This is a genomic window from Hymenobacter sp. BT559, from assembly GCF_016427535.1.
In the GTDB taxonomy this organism is placed as follows: domain Bacteria; phylum Bacteroidota; class Bacteroidia; order Cytophagales; family Hymenobacteraceae; genus Hymenobacter.
In genome coordinates this window covers 509,590-525,975 of sequence record NZ_JAELXV010000002.1, presented here as the reverse complement: position 1 = coordinate 525,975, position 16,386 = coordinate 509,590, and the positions used below count along the sequence as shown (strand labels likewise).

12 protein-coding genes, 1 tRNA gene and 1 pseudogene are annotated in these 16,386 nt (G+C 60.6%); 4 read left to right on the top strand and 10 right to left on the bottom strand.

The genetic code is table 11. The features are described from left to right. The 6 genes from JAO77_RS08775 to JAO77_RS08750 all read right to left on the bottom strand — a co-directional run bounded on the left by JAO77_RS08775 (position 1) and on the right by JAO77_RS08750 (position 8,569). On the bottom strand, positions 1–2,808 hold the full coding sequence (locus JAO77_RS08775; RefSeq protein WP_198989953.1) for a TonB-dependent receptor: 2,808 nt from the start codon (positions 2,806–2,808) through the stop codon (positions 1–3). 525 nt (positions 2,809–3,333) lie between these two features. Then, on the bottom strand, positions 3,334–4,320 hold the full coding sequence (locus JAO77_RS08770; protein ID WP_198989952.1) for an MBL fold metallo-hydrolase: 987 nt from the start codon (positions 4,318–4,320) through the stop codon (positions 3,334–3,336). Positions 4,321–4,391: 71 nt separating this feature from the next. After that, positions 4,392–5,114: a hypothetical protein gene (locus JAO77_RS08765; protein ID WP_198989951.1), complete on the bottom strand. Its 723-nt coding sequence runs from the start codon at positions 5,112–5,114 to the stop codon at positions 4,392–4,394. Between the two features lie 124 nt (positions 5,115–5,238). Beyond that, positions 5,239–5,883 (bottom strand): SGNH/GDSL hydrolase family protein, encoded by a 645-nt coding sequence (locus tag JAO77_RS08760; RefSeq protein ID WP_235998320.1) that lies wholly within the window; start codon positions 5,881–5,883, stop codon positions 5,239–5,241. A 116-nt stretch (positions 5,884–5,999) separates the two neighbouring features. Then, positions 6,000–7,274 (bottom strand): putative hexosyltransferase, encoded by a 1,275-nt coding sequence (locus JAO77_RS08755; RefSeq protein ID WP_198989949.1) that lies wholly within the window; start codon positions 7,272–7,274, stop codon positions 6,000–6,002. A gap of 155 nt (positions 7,275–7,429) precedes the next feature. Next, positions 7,430–8,569, bottom strand: coding sequence for a cystathionine gamma-synthase (locus tag JAO77_RS08750; protein ID WP_198989948.1), 1,140 nt, complete (start codon positions 8,567–8,569; stop codon positions 7,430–7,432). A gap of 112 nt (positions 8,570–8,681) precedes the next feature. On the opposite strand from JAO77_RS08750, the pseudogene JAO77_RS24090 reads away from it, so the two are divergent. The 3 genes and pseudogenes from JAO77_RS24090 (at position 8,682) to JAO77_RS08730 (ending at position 10,572) form a co-directional block, all read left to right on the top strand. Further along, a pseudogene (locus tag JAO77_RS24090) lies at positions 8,682–9,578 on the top strand (DUF2167 domain-containing protein). 87 nt (positions 9,579–9,665) lie between these two features. Beyond that, positions 9,666–10,382, top strand: coding sequence for a TVP38/TMEM64 family protein (locus tag JAO77_RS08735; protein WP_198989946.1), 717 nt, complete (start codon positions 9,666–9,668; stop codon positions 10,380–10,382). A 116-nt stretch (positions 10,383–10,498) separates the two neighbouring features. After that, positions 10,499–10,572: transfer RNA gene (locus tag JAO77_RS08730), tRNA-Arg, on the top strand. A 622-nt stretch (positions 10,573–11,194) separates the two neighbouring features. On the opposite strand, the gene JAO77_RS08725 is transcribed toward JAO77_RS08730, so the two are convergent. The 4 genes from JAO77_RS08725 to JAO77_RS08710 form a co-directional block, all read right to left on the bottom strand. Then, positions 11,195–11,608: a BLUF domain-containing protein gene (locus JAO77_RS08725; RefSeq protein WP_198989945.1), complete on the bottom strand. Its 414-nt coding sequence runs from the start codon at positions 11,606–11,608 to the stop codon at positions 11,195–11,197. 30 nt (positions 11,609–11,638) lie between these two features. Next, positions 11,639–13,477 carry a sensor histidine kinase gene (locus JAO77_RS08720; protein ID WP_198989944.1) on the bottom strand — a complete coding sequence of 613 codons (1,839 nt, stop codon included), beginning with the start codon at positions 13,475–13,477 and terminating at the stop codon, positions 11,639–11,641. 85 nt (positions 13,478–13,562) lie between these two features. Then, on the bottom strand, positions 13,563–14,027 hold the full coding sequence (locus tag JAO77_RS08715) for a BLUF domain-containing protein (RefSeq protein ID WP_198989943.1): 465 nt from the start codon (positions 14,025–14,027) through the stop codon (positions 13,563–13,565). 458 nt (positions 14,028–14,485) lie between these two features. Next, the gene (locus JAO77_RS08710; protein WP_198989942.1) at positions 14,486–15,511 is read right to left on the bottom strand and encodes a porin family protein; all 1,026 of its coding nucleotides are present in this window, start codon (positions 15,509–15,511) and stop codon (positions 14,486–14,488) included. A 208-nt stretch (positions 15,512–15,719) separates the two neighbouring features. Between JAO77_RS08710 and JAO77_RS08705 the strand changes: the two genes are divergently transcribed. Next, positions 15,720–16,379 (top strand): hypothetical protein, encoded by a 660-nt coding sequence (locus tag JAO77_RS08705; protein ID WP_198989941.1) that lies wholly within the window; start codon positions 15,720–15,722, stop codon positions 16,377–16,379. Positions 16,380–16,386 lie beyond the last annotated feature (7 nt).

Genomic DNA, 16,386 nt, shown 5'->3' with positions numbered 1-16,386 from the left:
TTATAGCGTCACGGCAAGGCGCGTGAAGTAATAGGCGCCGTTAAAGCCGAACTGATTGGCGTTGTACAGGAAGCGGCCCCGATTTGAGTTGTCGATGCTAGAACTGTAGCTGTTGGCCCCCACCGCAAAATTGTTGGGGTCGTTGCGCGGGTCCACGATAACTCGGTCGGGATATACATTGAACAGGTTGTTAACACCTACCGTCAGGCCCACTTGCTTGATGAGCTGATAGCTCACGGTAAGGTCCGTAATCCACTTAGCCGAGTAGGTTTGGTCGAGGTACGAGCGGGCCGGGTCTTGGTCTTTCGTTTGCACTTCCCCAAAGCGCACGCTACGGGCTTCAACCCCAAACTTACCGATGCTATAATTGGCCGTGAGTAGGATTTTGCTGCGCGGGTTACCGTTTTCGAGGCGGGTACGCTGCTGGCGGTTGAAGAGTGTGTTTTGCAGGTTAGCAGTACCAGCGGTTTGGTCGTTGTTGATGGTACTCGACGAGCTGTTGAAGCTACGCACCACCGTCTCGTTGAAGTTAGCGGCGGCTGTGAAGCCTAGGTTACTGCGCTCGTTCAGACGCAGACGCTCGCTCAGCACCACGTCGATACCCCGCGTGCGCGTGTTCACAGCATTGGCGAAGAATTGAACAGAACTTACCTGCGTGTTACGCAGAATGGTAGCTACCGTAGGGTTACTGGTCGTGAATTGCGACGAAAGCACAATGCGGTCACGAATATCAATCTGATACAAGTCGGCCGTAAACGTGAAAGTGCGTAGGAAGCGGGCCGTCAATCCTAGGCTGTAGTTAGTCGATTTTTCCTGCTTCAATGCTTCTACTCCGAAGCCCGGCTGCACGCTGTTAGTCACATCATTGCGCACGATGGGGCTGTCATTGTTGGCTGTGAGCACCTGGCGGGGGTTGCCACTCACAAACTGAGTCGCTGTGCTAGTGAAATAGCGCTGCTGAAGCGAAGGCGCCCGAAAGCCATTGCCGATGGTACCGCGCACCGCTACCCCCTCGATAATGCTAAAGCGGGCGCTGGCCTGCCCACTCACGTTGCCACCAAAGTCGCTGTATCGCTCGGCGCGGCCAGCTAGATGCACCAGCAGGCGCTCTGAGATGTCACTTTCTAGGTCTACGTAGCCGGCTAGGTTGGTGCGCGATTTGTTTACTTCATCCTGGGGCTGATAGCCCGGAAATACCTGCGAGCCAGCGGCAGCAAAGCCCGCCCCAACTGGCCGCTGCAAGTTGATATACGAGGCATATTCCCCTCGTCCAATCAAGAAATTATCAACCCGAAACTCGCCACCAAAAGCCACGTTGAGTGTAGCTAGCGGCCCCACTTGCTCGAAGCGCCGCGAGAAGCCTATGTTAGTGGTATTCTGCAAAAAGGCTAGCCGCCCAGCATAGAAATTAGTCGGGTTCACGCCCACTAAGTTTGGCCCTTGGGGCAGCGAGGCATTTACGGAGCCCGACACGTTGTAAGCCATCTCGTTGCGACCGAAAGTATTGCTTAGGTCAGCCGCAAAGCCACCAACCGTTTTGCGCAGGCCCACGATGGCTGATTGGTCGTAGAGCGTAACATCGATGAATGGCAGATAGCCATTGGGATAGATGTTAAGGTCTATCTGGGTGAGAGCCGTAGGCAGGCGGTTGAAGCCGGCGGCATGGCTGGTACGGTAGGCGGCGTTGCCCATCAGGTATACCTCATAGCCGCGACCTAGGCGGTAGCCCGCATTCAGAAAGCCCGAGAAATTACGCAATGCCGACTGGCCTACCCGAATATTATTGCGGTCGTAGCCGCGCTGCGCCACTAGGGCATCGTCCTGAGCCTTCAGGTCGCGGCGGGCTTGCTCGGTATTGGCCGAGGCCGGGTAGTTGCCGCTGGCATCGCCCGAGTAGATGAGCGGTGCCGTATCGGCGAACGCCCGATTAGTGTAGCCACGGTTCAGCAGCTGCCCCCCGATGTCGAGGAAGCCACGGTGGTTCAGGCCAATGCCAATGTTGATGTCGGCCTGCTCGGTTTTGCCGTCGCTCTCCACCGTTTGGCCATACAGGCCGGTGGCCTGCACGCCGGTGGTGTCGTCCTTGAGCTGAATGTTGATAACGCCCGCGATGGCATCGGAGCCGTAGAGCGCGGCCGCGCCATCGCGCAGCACCTCAATGCGCTTGATGGCGGCCGTGGGTATCACGTTGAGATCGGTACCCACCGAGCCGCGGCCCACCGTACCGTTGATGTTCACCAGCGCCTGCTGGTAGCGGCGCTTGCCATTCACCAGCACCAGTACTTGGTCGGGACCTAGGCCGCGTAGTGTAGCGGGGTCGGCGGCATCGGTACCATCCGAGATGGTTTGGCGCGACGACTGAAACGATGGGGCCACGTAGGTCAGCACCTGGCTCACGTCGGTTTGGGCAAAGGCTTTTATTTCGCGGGCCGAAATGACATCTACCGGCGAGGCCGTCAGCACATTAGAGCGTCCAATGGCTGCCCGCGAACCCGTTACCACCACGTCGCCTAAGTCGGTGGCTGAGGCCACCAGGCGCACTTCCAAGGTGGTGCGGCCTTGCACGGACACCTGCTGCGTGGCAAAACCTAGAGCCGAGATTGTAAGCGTGGCCTGCGGCGATACCGAGAGCGAGTACTCGCCATTGGCCCCGGTAGCGGTGCCGTTGGTGGTGCCGCGCTCCAGCACGGTGGCGCCAGGCTGGGCCTCGCCAGTGGCACTGAGCACGCGGCCGGTCACGGTAATCTTCTGGGCGTGGGCGGCCAGCGCCGTAACGACCAGCAGGGGCGTAAGTAGGCTTTTTTTCATAAAGAGTGGGGAGACTGGTTATATCATAAAGGATAGCTGCTTGTACGTCATGGCTTTGCAAAAAGCTGACGTGCCGGCCACCGCCGTAAGCTGGCGTTTGGCGCTACCCGCAAAAGATGAGAGATTTGGCTTGGCCTCGTCGCAACGAATTGCCTGTAACTACGCGCAACAACACGCCTCGCCTGCCGGGCGACAACAACACAAACAGCAGGCTGCGAGAAAGGGCATGAGTAGCAAAGGCACTTGAGGCCTAGGGCGCTTCAAACTGCATTGCCAGAATTTTGTTCGGGCCTACTTTGCATACTGCTCGAATTATCGGCCATTAGCATGCTAATATTCAGCAAGATAATAAGCAATAAATACGTCTTCTAATCAGTGAAATTTAGAAAACGTTGGTCATGCAGCGCGCAGCGAAGCAGCTCGCGTGGCGCAGTAATCAATGACGCTTGCAGACGTCAGCACGCGAGCTGCTTCGCTGCGCGCTGCATGACCAACGTTTTCTGGTTTATGCGCAAGCCTAGGTAATTATTTCCACCAATGCGAGTTGACTGGGCCGGCTGCTACGTCTACGCGCTGCCCCGGGGCCGGCAACAGTAGCTCAGGCGTCCCCACCAGCTCTAGCAGGTGCTGCACAGGCTGGCGCCACGCATGAAGCGCCAAATTGAACGTGCCCCAGTGCAATGGCAGCAGCGGCCCGCCGCCCAGCAAGCGGTGCGCCGCGGCCGCCTGGTCGGGCCCCAGGTGGATGTCGGCCCATTCGGCATCGGCCGCCCCTATTTCGAGCATCACCAAGTCAAAAGGCCCAAACCGCTCCCCTATCTGCTTAAAAGCCTCATCAAACGGCCCCGAGTCGCCGCCAAAAAACACGCGGTGCTGCGGCCCCAGCAGCACCCACGAGGCCCACAGGGTGCTGTCGCGGTTGAGGAGACCGCGCCCCGAAAAATGCCGGGCTGGGGTAGCTACCAGCTTAAAATCGGGTGCCACAGCTACCTCCTCCCACCAAGTCAGCTCCGTAATCTTGGCCGCAGGCACGCCCCAACGGCGCAGGTGCGCGCCCACCCCCAGCGGGCAGTAAAAATGCGCCGTGCGCCCGGCCAGCGCCCGAATAGCTAGCGGGTCGAGGTGGTCGTAGTGGTCGTGCGAGAGGATTATGCCATCCAGCGGCGGCACATCGGCCAGGGCCAGGGGAGGCGCAAAAAACCGCTTGGGCCCCACCAGCTGCGAGGGAGAAGCCCGCCCGGCCCATACTGGGTCGGTCAGGAAGCGGCGGCCATCTACCTCCAGCACCGTAGTGCTGTGGCCGAGCCAGGTAGCGCGCAGTGCATCGGTAGGCACCGACATGCCTAGAGCCGCCGCATCGGCCCGAAACGGACCTAGGGGCTGCTGGGGCTCGCGCTCGGCTTTTTCAAACAAGTAGCGGCGCAGCATGGCCCCGTAGCCCGATGGTGGGCTGATGCTGGTGGGCAATACGTTATAGTACTTACGGCCGTCGTGGCGGGGCTGAAGGAGCATGAGCAAAAGCCAGCGCTACTAAGCTGGCTTTTACTTAAACGCGGAAGGCGCCTCTATACTTTGGCCCGCGCCTATTTCAGCCGGTAGGCTAGGCCCACGCGCAGCAGGCGCACCGAGGCATCGGGGTTGGCAATAGAGGTAGTAGCCGGCTGGTAGTTGGCAAAGCCGGTCGAAAAGCTGCCCATCAGGCCCACGCGATTGCGCCACACCGTGAGGTCGCCCCGCAGCCGAAAATCGAGGCGGTTGGCAGGCGGGCGACTCACATCGGTGCTCCAGCCGCCGTTCACCGCCGAAGTACCGTTGCCTTTCTCGCGGGCATCCAGCACATACGCCAGCTCGGGGCCCACCAGGGCATCCAGCGCCAGCTTTTGGCCACCTAGGCGCCAGCCAGCACCGGCAAAAGCCGTGATGCTGGGCGTGTAGAGGCTAACCCGGCCCGAGGCCGCGCGGCTGTAGCTCGCCGACGAGTTGCTGTAGTAAATGGTGTTGACCGTGGCGCGGGCCTGCATCCAGTCGAAGCCTAGGTCGAAGGCCGTCAGCAAGCCGGCTTTGCCCACGCGCTGCGCCCGCAGGCTTATACCCGCGCCCGTGCCCAGGTGCTGGCCGTAGGGGTTCACGGCGCGGCTGCTCTCCACGCCATTGGCAGCAGAGGTAGAAATGGCCGTGGTAGCCGTGGTGTGTTCGCCCCTAAACTCCGAAAAGCCGGCGTTGGCGCGAGCCGAGTATTCGATGTGTTGCCCAAAGGCCTGGGTGGCCAGCAGCATGGCGGGCACTGCCAGTAATAGGTACTTCATAGTCAAGCAGAAAATGTGTAGCAGCCCACCCCTGCGGTGCGCCACCGCCAGCAAGCTAGGCTGGGGGTGGTGAGCACTGCATGATGCTTGGCTGCGCCACAAATTTCAACTTGCTTGCCCAGCGCTAGGGCACCTGCTGCTGCACCACCGGTAGCGCCAGGGCGGCCCATTGCTGCATCTGCGCACCCGTATAGTGCAGACCATCAGCCGTAAACTGATTTTCGGCGCCCGCCGCGGCCCGCGTGAGCGGCGTAATGTCCAGAAAGGCTACGTCGGCGTGCTGGCACTCCTCGTGGGCTACCAGATTAAACTGGTCGATTTCTTGGGCTATTTGGGCCCGATTGCGGTCGTGGGCGAAGGGTGTCTGCCCCCAATCGGGAATGGAGAGCACCAGCACGTGCCGCGGCTGCCCCCCAGCAAAGCGAATGGCCGTGGCTAGCAGCTCCCGAAACTCGGTGCGATACAGCGCTACCGACTGGCCCCGATACTGGTTATTGACCCCTATCAGCAGTGAAACCAACCCGTAAGTCTGGTGGTTGTTGGCCGCCTTAATAGCTTCTTGGAGCTCGGCCGTCGTCCAGCCCGTGCGGGCAATAATAGTGGGCTCGGTCAGGTTAAGGCCGTGCTGGCGGGCCAGCGCTGCCAGCTGCACCGGCCAGCGGTGCGCTGCCGTTTCGCCCTCGCCAATGGTATAGGAGTCGCCGAGCGCTAGAAAAGAAACCGCTGGGCCAGCGGGTTGCGAAGTAGCAGTAGCCGAAGAAGTAAGCATACGAGAAGGGCCGGCACAAGAGCACAGGGCCAGCAAAAGCAAAATAAAACGCATAAAAACAGACCTAGGAGCCCTAGGGGCGAGCGGCCTACCTACGCCACCTAGGCGCGGTTGGATTAGGCTGGTACGGCCGTAGCTGGGCGCCGCGGCTGGCGCAGTTGCCGCCAGGCAGCCCACGGGCTAGCCACCCGGTAGAGCTGCCAGGTACCTCCCAGCAGCACAGCGGCGAATAACGTGGCCACCAATTTAGGCCGGAAAAGCAGCGTGGGGTAATGGCTGAAACTACCTAGGTAGTGCAGCACAGCCTCCATGTTGAGGTAGTAGGCTAGCGAAAAAATACCAAACAACGCGTACCGCCGCGTCAGGATTGCATACGCACCGAGTAGTAGCAGTGCCGGGTGCCAATAGCGCTCGTGCATTTGGGTATTGAAGAAGCAGAAGGCCAAAGGAATCAGCCCTAGGCTAAGCAGCACCCAGGCATAGTCGGCCGGCCCAAACGTAGTGCGTGTGCGCAGCTTGTGCAGCGTAGCCAGCCCTAGGGGCAGCAAGATGAAGGCCGAGGCAAGGCAGAAGTTCAGCAGACCCCAGCTTTTATAAGGGAGTCCCGCATACAGTTGAGAATCCAGCGCCACGAAGTCATCGAATATAAATACCCATAGGTTGTAGCAATTCAAGCTAACATTCGGATAGTGGTCTACGGCATCGCGTACCACTAAGCTGAGCAAGGGCAGCGTACCGCTGAGGATAAATGGCAACAGCAACAGAACCTGCACTGCTGCTCCTAGCCCCACCGCCTGCACCAGCCGCCGCGGGGCCAGCCACCACTGGGGCACCCACAGCAGCAGCAGCGGCGGCAACAGTATGATGGCCTGAGTTTTCATATTAAGAGCCAGCACAAACCAACTAAAGCTACCCACCGGCCGCTGGCGTAAAGCTTGTACCACTGCCACAAAGGCCAGCGTGCTCACAATAGCATCGACCTGCTCCCATGCCACCGTATTGTAGAGGTAACCTACATTGAGCAAAAATAGCAGCGACAAGATAAACCGCTGGTTGCCGTCGCCCCATCCAAAATAGCGCACTACCAAGATGGCGCCGCCAAAATCAAAGAGCAGCGTGAATGCTTTGAGGCAGTGGATATAGGTCGTAATAGCCTTCGAACTACCCGCCAGCTCGGCGTAGCCGAACAACACATACTGGTACAGCGGGTTGTAATTATTTTGCGCTAGTCGATAGGCATTACCCAATCCGTGGGCGTGCATATACGTGGCCCAGTCTACCCAATACTGTACATCAACTTGATAGCTGGCAGCCGGCGTGAGCAGTAGCAGCAGGCCAAAGAGCAGGGTGTAAAGCAGCCAATGCAGCCGCGCCGGATAAAAAGGTGGCATTCAATCTTAATATGGGCCAGCAAAATAACGCTGCATTCAGTGGGCGCTGGCCATGCCGGCGGCAACCATTGGGTAGCACGAAGGCCGGAGCACCCGCTTTGCTGCGAGGCTCCGGCCTTCGTGCTATTTACTAAACGCAGGTTGTCTTTAGTACCCTACCCTATTGCCTGGGCCAAATCCTCAATCAGGTCTTCCGCATCTTCGATACCCACGCTTAGACGAATGAGCGAGTCGCTGAGGCCCGAGGCGCGGCGCTGCTCGGCCGGAATGCTGGCGTGCGTCATGGTGGCGGGGTGACCACTGAGGCTCTCCACGCCACCTAGGCTTTCGGCTAGGGTGAAGAGCTTAAACTTTTCGAGCACCGCGATGGCATCCTCCTGCTTGTCGCCCTTTAGCACGAAGGAAATCATGCCCCCAAAGTCATTCATTTGGCGGGCAGCCACCGCGTGGTTGGGGTGGTTCTCGAAGCCCGGCCAGTACACTTTTGCTACCCTAGGGTGCTGGCGCAGGTATTCGGCCACGGCGCGGCCGTTTTCGCAGTGGCGCTGCATGCGCAGGTGCAGAGTTTTGAGGCCGCGCAGCACCAAGAAGCAGTCTTGGGGTCCGGGCGTGCCGCCGCACGAGTTCTGGTAGAAGCTCAGGTCCTTCAGCAGCTGGTCGTCGTTGAATACCAGCGCGCCCATCACCACATCAGAGTGGCCGCCCATATACTTGGTAAGTGAGTACACCACGATGTCGGCGCCCAGCGCCAGCGGCGTCTGCAGGTAGGGCGTCGAAAAGGTATTATCGACGGCCAGCAGAGCACCGGCCTCCTTGGCCACGGCTGCCGCGGCCGCAATATCAATCACGTTCAGCAGCGGGTTGGTCGGCGTCTCAACCCAGATAAGCTTGGTATTAGCTGACACCTTGGCGCGCACGGCGTCCATGTTACCCATTGGCACAAAGTGAAACTTGATACCTAGGGGCGCATACACCTTGGTCATGATGCGGTAGCTGCCGCCGTAGAGGTCATCGGTGGAAATGACTTCGTCGCCGGGCTTCAGCAAGCGCAGCACGCAGTCGATGGCCGCCATACCCGAAGCAAAAGCCAGGCCGTGGCGGCCATTGTCGAGGGCGGCCAGGGCATCCTGTAGCTGCGTGCGGGTGGGGTTGTGGGTGCGTGAGTACTCATAGCCTTTGTTGTCGCCCGGCGACCGCTGGGCGTAGGTCGAGGTCTGGTAGATGGGCGTCATGATGGCCCCGGTGGTGGGGTCGGGGTGCACGCCGGCGTGGATGGCTTTGGTGGCGAATTTCATAGGACTGCAAAGGTACCGCCCGGCGGGCAGGCCGGCGCGGCGCTCGCTGGCAAGACATACCTAGGGCGTAGTCCTATATTCGCAAGGCCATCATTCACTTTCTCTTCATTTTATGAAAAAAGCTTTATTCAATTTGTTTTTCTTATTACTTGCAGCAGCTAGCGCTGTAGCTAAGCCCGCCTCTACGCCTGCCGTGCCTGATTCGGTGGCGCGGTACCGGGCCACGGTCGATTCTATCCAAGGCACGCTGCACTACCAAACGGGCCACCTCACGCTGCCCGGCGGCATTGGCGAGCTTACGGTACCCGCCGGCTACCGCTACCTCGACTCGGCCCAGAGCCGGCGCGTGCTCACTACCTTCTGGCACAACCCGCGCGGCAACAGTCTAGGGATGCTTTTCCCGAAAGACAAGGGTCCGCTTGATGACAACAGCTGGGCCTACGTCATTCAGTACGATGACATGGGCTACGTGAAGGATGACGATGCCGACGACATCGACTATGCCGACCTACTGGCCGATATGCAGAAGGACCTAGAGGAAGAAAACCCCGAGCGTGAAAAAGCGGGCTTCGAGACCGTGCACCTCATGGGCTGGGGCGCCAACCCCTAATACGACAAAAGCCAGCATGCCCTGCACTGGGCCAAGCTACTGCGCTTCGGCAGCAGCCCCGACTCCACGCTCAACTACAACGTGCGCCTGCTGGGCCGCAAAGGCGTGCTTGTGCTGAATGCGGTAGCTGCTCCCGAGCAGCTGGCTGAAATCAAGGCCAGCATTCCCGGCCTGCTGGCCAACGTGTCCTTTGCTAAAGGCCAGCAGTATACCGACTACAACGCGAGCATCGACGAGGTGGCCGCCTACACCATTGGCGGCCTGGTAGCAGGCAAGGTGCTGGCCAAAGTGGGCTTTTTTGCCATCATTCTCAAGTTCTGGAAGCTAGGCATCTTGGCCCTAGGTGGCGCCTGGGCGGCCATCAAGCGCTTCTTCGGCTTCGGTACTAAAGAAGGATAGCCAGCCATATGCGGCTCGGGGCCGTACCTAGGCGGCGTAGGCCCGTCTGGCGCTGGCCAGGCGGGCTTTGTCTTTTACTTTGTGTCAATGACCTTTCTGCGCGAGCTTTTTCAAAAGAATTTTTCTACCCTGCTCACGATGGCGCTGCTGGTAGCTGTGCCCCTGCTGGGTTCCGGCTCGCTGGTGCTCCTCCTGACCCAGCACCAAGAGCTACTGCACCAGCTTACGCCTTGGCAGATGCTGGCCTACTTCGCGCTGATGGGGCTAACTATGGCTCTGGCTCTGACCAACAGCACGTTTGTTGTCATCATCACCGGGTATTTTTTGGGCTGGGCGGGGCTCCCGGGCATGATTGCCTCCTACGCTCTGGCCGCGGCCCTAGGCTACGAGCTGGCCCGCCGCCTCGACCAGGGCAAGCTGCGTGGCTTCTTGCACCACTTTCCTAAGGCCGATGCGGTGCTGAGCGAGCTGCAGGACCAAAGCTGGCAGCTTATCCTGCTCACGCGCCTCTCGCCCGTGCTGCCGTTTGCGCTCATGACCTTCGTGCTGGCCATCGTAGGCGTGCCGCGCAAGCGCTTCCTGGCTGCCTCGGTGCTTGGCATGCTGCCACGCAGCTTGTTCTTCTATTGGCTTGGCACCAAAGCCTCGGATGTGCTGGCCCTGCTGCGCGACCCCGACGAAGGCACTCTCAGCAAGCTGGTTTTGCTGCTCCTGGTGGCTGCGTCGCTACTGGGGCTCTACGTGGTTTTCAATCGCGCTTTGCAGCGCGTGCTACGCCGCGGCACAACCGGCCCTAAAAATTAGTGTCTGACAATGACTGCTTTGCTTTGCGAAACAGCCTTTTTTAGCAGAAAAGTTTGAAGCAGGCTTGTGCAGCCCAAATTTTTCGTCCTACCTTTGCACTCCCAACACGGGGAAACGGTTGCATAGCTCAATTGGATAGAGCATCTGACTACGAATCAGAAGGTTTGGGGTTCGACTCCCTATGCGACCACTGAAAACGCCCTCAGCACTGCGCTGAGGGCGTTTTTTTATTTACTGAGTTAAACAAGGTCTCCTCTACCCCATCTTAACTCTGCTTCCGATAGGCCAATCGTGTCGCCTTATGAAGTTTATTTACAACAGATTCTCAACAAAATATATATTTAATATTGCGATAGCCTTTGGGCTAAGTTTGTTTTCATAGTTCAGAAAGACTCATCTGGTTCGGATGAGTTTTTTTATGAGTAGGCAGTTAGCTAACTCTGATTATTCAGGCAGCCGCATTTTCTGTGCACAATCCTCCAATGGCCCATTATTTAGAAAGTTGCGCAGCAGTGGTGCTTGCCTCGGCTAGTTCAGTGAGCCCGCTATTCTTAGGCTGATTGACAGTTGGCGTATATAGCGCATAATGAATTTGCTTACAGTCATTTACAGCGTATACCATCCTAGTACTGGCTAACTATTACCGGGCTTTCTTCACCAGGAGTGCGCTTGTTACAGCTGGCTGCGCCTAGGTGCTTTCCCGACAAGTAGTGCGCACCGATACTGGTCGGGCCGTAACCCTATTCAGTAAGTGACCCCAGCACGGTCCTTTGTCAGGCTCAGCTTCTTTGCCGCATGGCAACCCTGGTACCTTAAAGCATTACGAACGAGCGCAGCAGCACTAGCAATGCCGTGTCAGTTTGCCGCAGGCGCGTTGCATCGACGGTAAGGCCCGCAGGCACTAGGTAGCCCGTGAGCTCGTCGAAGCGTGCGGCCGAGGTTGCTTCGAATGCCATAGCCCACCCCTCAAACGCGCGCTGCTCAATAGCCTTGTCGGCATAAGCCGTTACGTTCTGGTGGCGCGGGTCGCCCTTGATAGACTCGTAGATGGTGCGCACGGCTTCTTCTTCTCCTTCCAGCACCTGCATAAACTGCTGGTTGCCGTAGAGCAGTAAGCCCGTTACCTCAAGGGCAGCGTTGCGGGTGCGGGCCTGCAGCAGCAGGTCGTGCAGCTGGTCGTCGGAGAGGGGTGCTGAGGCCCGGCTCAAGTAGATGATGTGGTGCATGAGGCCCGCGCAGGCGGCGAAAGTGAAAACTCAGGCGCTAGGTGAAGCCTGGGTCCAGTAGATAGTGAAGGTAGTACCCTGGCCTACAGTGCTGGCCACTTCTATGCGGCCGCCCTGGCTGCTAACAATGCGCTGCACCAAGTAGAGCCCCACGCCCGTGCCGTCGATGTGGGCGTGCTGGCGGGCAAAGAGCCGGAACTGCGGGCTCCCGGGGTTGTCGAGCGCCATGCCCAGGCCGTTGTCCTGCACCTGCAGCACGGGTTGCCCGTCGGGGGTTAGGTAGCTGTGCACCACCACGTGCGGGGGCCGCTCGGGGTGCGCAAACTTGAGAGCATTACTGAGCAGGTTGTGGAGTACCGAGCGCAGGTTGGCCCGGCTGTAGACTAGCACCGGGACCGGGCATAGCTGCAGTTCAACCCGGGCCTGGCTCTGCACAATCTTGGCGTGCAGACCCAGCAGCACTTCCTCCACGAGCAGCTCCACATCAATGGACTCGGTGGGCTCCTGCTGCTGGCGCTGGGTGCGCACGGTGGTGGCCAAATCTAGCAGCGTCGTGTCGAGCTGCCCGAGGGCCTGGTCAAACATGCTCAGCAAGAGCCCCTGCTCGGGGTCGGTGAAGGTGGCCGTGCGGCGCAGCTCCTCGAAGAGGCCGCGCAGGTTAAGCGAGGGCTGACGCAAGTCGTGCGAGGCGGCATACACAAACGTATCGAGGTCGTGGTGGGCGCGGGCCAGCTCGTCGTACTGGGTTTGCAGCACCTGGCGCAGCCGATACTGGTTTTCGACATCGGTGCACGTGCCAAACCAGCGCAGCCCGCTGCCATCGGCCAGGCGCTGGGCTCGAATAACGTGCCAGCGGTAGGTGCCATCGTGGCGGCGCAGGTGGTACTCGCCCTCGAAGGGCGCGCCGCTGGCAATGCTGCGCACCCAGCCGCGCGCCGCCTCGGCCTGCTCCTCGGGGTAAAGCAGCCCGACCCAGCCCGTGGGCCCAAGCTCGTCTTTGGTCAGGCCCGAGTATTCGGTGGTGTATTGGTTGTAATAATCAATGAGCCCTTCGGCCGTGGCCGTCCAGATAAGCTCCGGAATGCTGTCGGCCAGAAACCGCACCTCGGCCTCGCCCCGGCGCCGGGCCTCGGAGAGCTCGCGCTGCAAGTGAATCTCGGTCAGGGCTCCGTGCCAGTAGGCGGGCGCATCGGGCAGGTGCACTTCGGGCAAGGACCGGCTCAGCATCCAGCGGTACTCCCCGTCGAAGCGGCGCAGTCGGTACTCGTAGTTCCAGCCGGTGCCCTGGCGGCGGGCCGTTTCGGCCTCATAGAGCACGCGTAGCCGGTCGTCGGGGTGAATGAGCAGGGGCCATGCGGCCGCCAGGTCTGCCACCGGGTTTTGCCCCGTAAAGCGGTACCATTGCGGGCTAGCGTACGTGTAGTGCCCCTGCGCATCCATGGTATAGGTAATGAGCGGGGCGGTTTCGGTGAGCACGCGCAGGCGGGCGTCTAGCTGCCGGGTTTTGGTGACTAGCTCATGAGATTGCTGGCGGGCATGCTCCTGCTCGCTCACATCTACGGCCAGCAGCAGCAGCCCGCTTAGGTTGCCTTGCTCGTCGTGGTAGGGGTCGAGCGCAAAATCGAAGCATTGCGCGGCCTGCTCGCCAAGCTGCGGCGTGCACACGCACGCTTTGGCCACGTAGGGCACGCCATTAGCATACACCTGGGGCAAGATAGCCAGCAGCGAGGCAGGCAAGCGCCCCGGCTGGTCGATTACTCGCTGGCCCTCAGCCTGCTCCCCCACCAGCGCGCGCAGCTGCGTATTGACAAACCCATAACGCAACTCGGCACCCTCCAGCGTGGCTACACCTGCCGAAAGTTGACGCAAAAGCTGAGCAAAGGGAGGATGCGACACGGAAAAGCTGGTGAAACCCAGGCACTAAGCGCGCAAGTCTCTGAAAATACTACGCCGCCTAGGAGCGGGGCAGCGTCGGAAATGCCTGTTGATAAGGCGTGGAAGGGTCGGGGCCAAACACGGCCAGGCGCACAAGCTCGACAAGCAGAGCATCGGCAATGGCTAGCGAGGTGGGGGTGGGCGGCATATGGTGGGGCAGCACAAATCCCTGCAGGGCCGTAAAGCCACTGGGCTCGAGCGGGTGGAATGCCATCGACCACTCGTTGAAACTGCGCGCTGTAATCGGCTTATCGATATGCTTGATGACATGCGTATGCCGCCCGTCTACAGAAATACGCTTAAACAGATTATCAGCTATACCGTCTTCTCCTTCAAATAGCTGCGCAATATTACCGTGACTATAAAAAAGGATACCTGTAATGCCGTGCCGCGCATTATCGCGGCGGCTCTGGTCTAGCAGCTGCTGCAGGTCTTCGTCGGTCAGTGGGCGCACAGCCCGGCTTATGTACAGAATATGCTTCATCGAGGGGTAATAGATAATCAGCACAATACGCACTAGCAACCGTTTAGGTTTGCTGGGTGGCGTGCCGGTAGCTCCTCCGAGCATTACCATTTGCCGCGCCTACCTAGCTGGCCGCCCCCAGCGCGTTACCTGCGCTACCGCCCAGCGCACCCACGCTTGCCGGCTTTGCCGCGCTACCCTGGCCACACGCAGCATCTATATAGCTTACACCAAGCGGCTTAACAGAGCACTTGTAAGCACCTAGGCATTTGCCCCGAGTGCAGCAAGTCCCGGCCTGGGGCAGGCTTTAAGTATCATACGCGTGTAGCGCTCAGCGCCGCGTAAGGTTGGCCTGATATAAATAGGCCCTATTGTTTCCTAAGCTCATCAAATGGCTTTCTGAAACTGGTAAGCATAAAAACGCAGCTTTCAGAAGACGCTTGGATTTAGATAATTGGCCAGTTTTACCACCTTACTTGCTAAGGTGCCGCTACCCGCTCGGGCTGGCGCCGGGGCAGCGGGCGCGTCGCCGGCTGGGGGCCAGGGGCCGGCCACGATGGGCGCGCCGACCACTCGGCGCGCAGCCACGAAAACACCTCCAGGATGCGCACCACGCGCTGAATGTGCCTAATACGGGGGTCCTGGGTCAGCGAATCGGGCATGGCCGGCTGGGCCGGCGTGGGCAAAGCGGGCCCGGGCAAAGCCCAGCCTGGGCGCCAGGCGGTGGGAACCGGCAAGACGTGCGCTTCGGTGGTAGTGCTGGGGTCAGAAGCTGCTGGACTAGCGGAACGCCGGCCCTTCACCACGTAGCGCAGCTGCACTTGTAGCACTAGGTTACGGCAGCCATCGCCGCTGGCGGGCAACGCGCCAGGGCCTCGCCCCGCCCGAAACACGGGCGTCAGGTCGCTGCTGTAGCGCGCCTCCAGGCCCAAGCCATTGGCCAGCTGGTAGCCCAGGCCTCCTACCAGCGCGGCAGCTAGGGGCCTTAGGGTGCACGGAGAGGTGGGCAGGCTGACTTCGGCGGGGCTGCCGGGTGCCGTGCCCTCGGGGCGCAGCCACTCGCGCTGCCCCAGCGCAATGCTCACCTGCGGCCCCACGAGCAAGTATAGGCCTTGCCCGCTGCTGCCCGCCCCCCAGCTGTAGAGCACGGGCAGGTCGAGGTAGGCTAGCCGCGAGCGGTAGGTGGCCGGCGGCGTGGCTTGGCCCGGGCTTCGGTAGCCACTATCGGACCGGCTGGCTCCTTTCTGCGCGTAGCGCACTTCTACCTGTAGCCCTTGCCGCGCCGACCAGTGCCAGCCGGCTAGCACGCCAGCCGTTAGGCCGGGTACTAGCTGGGCGCGGCGGCCGGCCTCGCCACCTGCATAAGTGCTTAGATGCAGGCCGCTTTGCAGGCCCACCCGCAGGCGGCTTTGCCCCGAAACGGGCGAGGCAGCGCCGAGCAAAAAAAGCGCACCTAGGGAAACAAAGCCGGGCCGGGCCAGTGAAAGAAGGACGTGCGTAAGCATAAGCAAGTGGCTGAAAAAGTACGCGGCAGGAACAGGGCAAAGCTCCGACCCTCCCGTCAGCAGTTGCCTCCTCCCAAAGCAGGGTTTTGTGCTCCCGGAAAACCAGTATTTTCGGCCGGCTAGGCCAGCCGGCGGGCTACTACCACGGGTAGGCAAGCTGCCCGGCGCGCATCTTTGCGCCACCTGGCGGTTGCTGGGCTAGTTCCTTATGCTCCTGCTTTTTGCTGCCTACGTGGCCGTGCTGGCCCGCCCGCTGCTGGCCCAAGCGCCGGCCGATACCCTGCGCCAGGCGGTGGCCCCCGATGGCACCGCCTATGCCTGGGGTGTGGTGCAGCTGCGGAGTGGGGCACGCCTGCGCGCCTACCTCCCCGCCGGCACTGCCGGGGCCGAGTTTACGCTGCCCTACTACCTGGCGCTGCCCGGCCAAGGCACGCCGTGGCCTAGGCCCAAGCGCCTAGCCCTAAGCAAGGTGCAGTGGGCACTGGTGCGCGGCCAGTATGCGGAGGCGCTGCCCGCCAGCCGCGCCCAGCGCACGCCCGACCGGCTGGCGGCGCGCCTAGTGGCCGGGCCCGTCGAGCTGCTCGTGGTGAAGTCGCCGCCCTTGCGCGTTAGCTTCCTAGGTTCGATGCCAGTGCTAAGCTCGCCCAACGCTACTACCCCCGTGGAGCTGGTGCCCGAGGCCGTGAGCTACTACTTGCGCCGCCCCGGCCAGCCGGCCGTGCTGCTGCAAGCCGACGCCTTTGTCAGCCAGGTCAGCACCCTACTGGCCGACGATGCCGAGCTGGCCCGGCGCATTCGGGCTGGGCAGGCGGGCTACCGCTGGGCCGAGCTGCCCAGCCTAGTGCAGCAGTACAACCAGCGTCACTAGATGCGAG

Bases quoted from the DNA above. Each gene is read 5' to 3' on its own strand.
- JAO77_RS08725 (WP_198989945.1), bottom strand. From the start codon at position 11,608: ATGCACCACATCATCTACTTGAGCCGGGCCTCAGCACCCCTCTCCGAC.
- JAO77_RS08710 (WP_198989942.1), bottom strand. From the start codon at position 15,511: ATGCTTACGCACGTCCTTCTTTCACTGGCCCGGCCCGGCTTTGTTTCC.
- JAO77_RS08760 (WP_235998320.1), bottom strand. From the start codon at position 5,883: ATGCTTACTTCTTCGGCTACTGCTACTTCGCAACCCGCTGGCCCAGCG.
- JAO77_RS08755 (WP_198989949.1), bottom strand. From the start codon at position 7,274: ATGCCACCTTTTTATCCGGCGCGGCTGCATTGGCTGCTTTACACCCTG.
- JAO77_RS08775 (WP_198989953.1), bottom strand. From the start codon at position 2,808: ATGAAAAAAAGCCTACTTACGCCCCTGCTGGTCGTTACGGCGCTGGCC.
- JAO77_RS08705 (WP_198989941.1), top strand. From the start codon at position 15,720: ATGCTCCTGCTTTTTGCTGCCTACGTGGCCGTGCTGGCCCGCCCGCTG.
- JAO77_RS08765 (WP_198989951.1), bottom strand. From the start codon at position 5,114: ATGAAGTACCTATTACTGGCAGTGCCCGCCATGCTGCTGGCCACCCAG.
- JAO77_RS08715 (WP_198989943.1), bottom strand. From the start codon at position 14,027: ATGAAGCATATTCTGTACATAAGCCGGGCTGTGCGCCCACTGACCGAC.
- JAO77_RS08750 (WP_198989948.1), bottom strand. From the start codon at position 8,569: ATGAAATTCGCCACCAAAGCCATCCACGCCGGCGTGCACCCCGACCCC.
- JAO77_RS08735 (WP_198989946.1), top strand. From the start codon at position 9,666: ATGACCTTTCTGCGCGAGCTTTTTCAAAAGAATTTTTCTACCCTGCTC.
- JAO77_RS08770 (WP_198989952.1), bottom strand. From the start codon at position 4,320: ATGCTCCTTCAGCCCCGCCACGACGGCCGTAAGTACTATAACGTATTG.